The sequence below is a fragment of the Streptococcus pseudopneumoniae genome, assembly GCF_001072375.1.
Lineage (GTDB): Bacteria > Bacillota > Bacilli > Lactobacillales > Streptococcaceae > Streptococcus > Streptococcus pseudopneumoniae_L.
In genome coordinates this window covers 1-771 of record NZ_JVKV01000063.1, presented here as the reverse complement: position 1 = coordinate 771, position 771 = coordinate 1, and the positions used below count along the sequence as shown (strand labels likewise).

The window sequence follows — 771 nt, the reverse complement described above, 5'->3', positions numbered from 1 at the left end:
GATCATTGGTCTAGTCTTGGCTAATTCACATCAAAAAGAATCTGGACTAGACTATAAAACAGAACGAATTCTCAATATCGTAGGTAATGTAGTTTTTGTAATAAACTTGATTGTAGCCATAGCAAGAGTTTATGGATAAGCAATAACAAAAAAGCTTTGAAGCATAAAGTTTTTTTGTTTTATCCACTGTTTTCTAAGTAATTTTTTATAACCTGTAATTCTTCTTTGTTTAGAGGTCGGAAATTACCTTCTGCTAGCTCAGAGTCCAATATAAAGTCTCCAAATTGAACTCGTTTTAGGGCAGTGACCTTGACACCAACAGAGAGGAACATTTTTTTGACCTGATGAAATTTCCCCTCAGAGATGGTGATAGTGGCTTGGCTGAGACTAGGACTTGAGGATAAAATCTCAAGTTGAGCAGGTTTACAAACAGTTCCATCAAGAAAAACAATTCCATCTTTAAACTCTTGAATATGGTCGGGAGTTAGTGGCCCATTGACCTCTACTTGGTAAGTTTTATCCACATGATACTGAGGATGGAGGAGTTGAAAACCTAGGGGACCATTATCCGTTAAGAGGAGGAGACCCGTCGTATCCCGATCCAGACGGCCGATGGCGTAGAGTTGGTCAGACTGGAGATGCTGAGGAAGAAGGTCCATGACAGTTGGGAGTTTTTTATCCTTGCTTGCAGTTACGACTCCGTTTGGCTTGTGTAGCATGAGGTAGGTGTGTTCATATCCTTGGATTTTTCTATCTTTGAAAATCAGCTCT

At 39.6% G+C, this 771-nt stretch carries 1 protein-coding gene and 1 pseudogene; one reads left to right on the top strand and one right to left on the bottom strand.

All coding sequences use genetic code 11. The annotated features are described in order from the left end of the window. A pseudogene (locus ADH31_RS10230) lies at nucleotides 1–139 on the top strand (DUF4190 domain-containing protein); the annotation flags it as partial. A gap of 40 nt (nucleotides 140–179) precedes the next feature. On the opposite strand, the gene ADH31_RS04880 reads toward ADH31_RS10230, so the two are convergent. After that, nucleotides 180–771, bottom strand: a 592-nt coding sequence (locus tag ADH31_RS04880) for a 16S rRNA pseudouridine(516) synthase (protein ID WP_049509259.1), incomplete at its 5' end; no start/stop codon positions are given.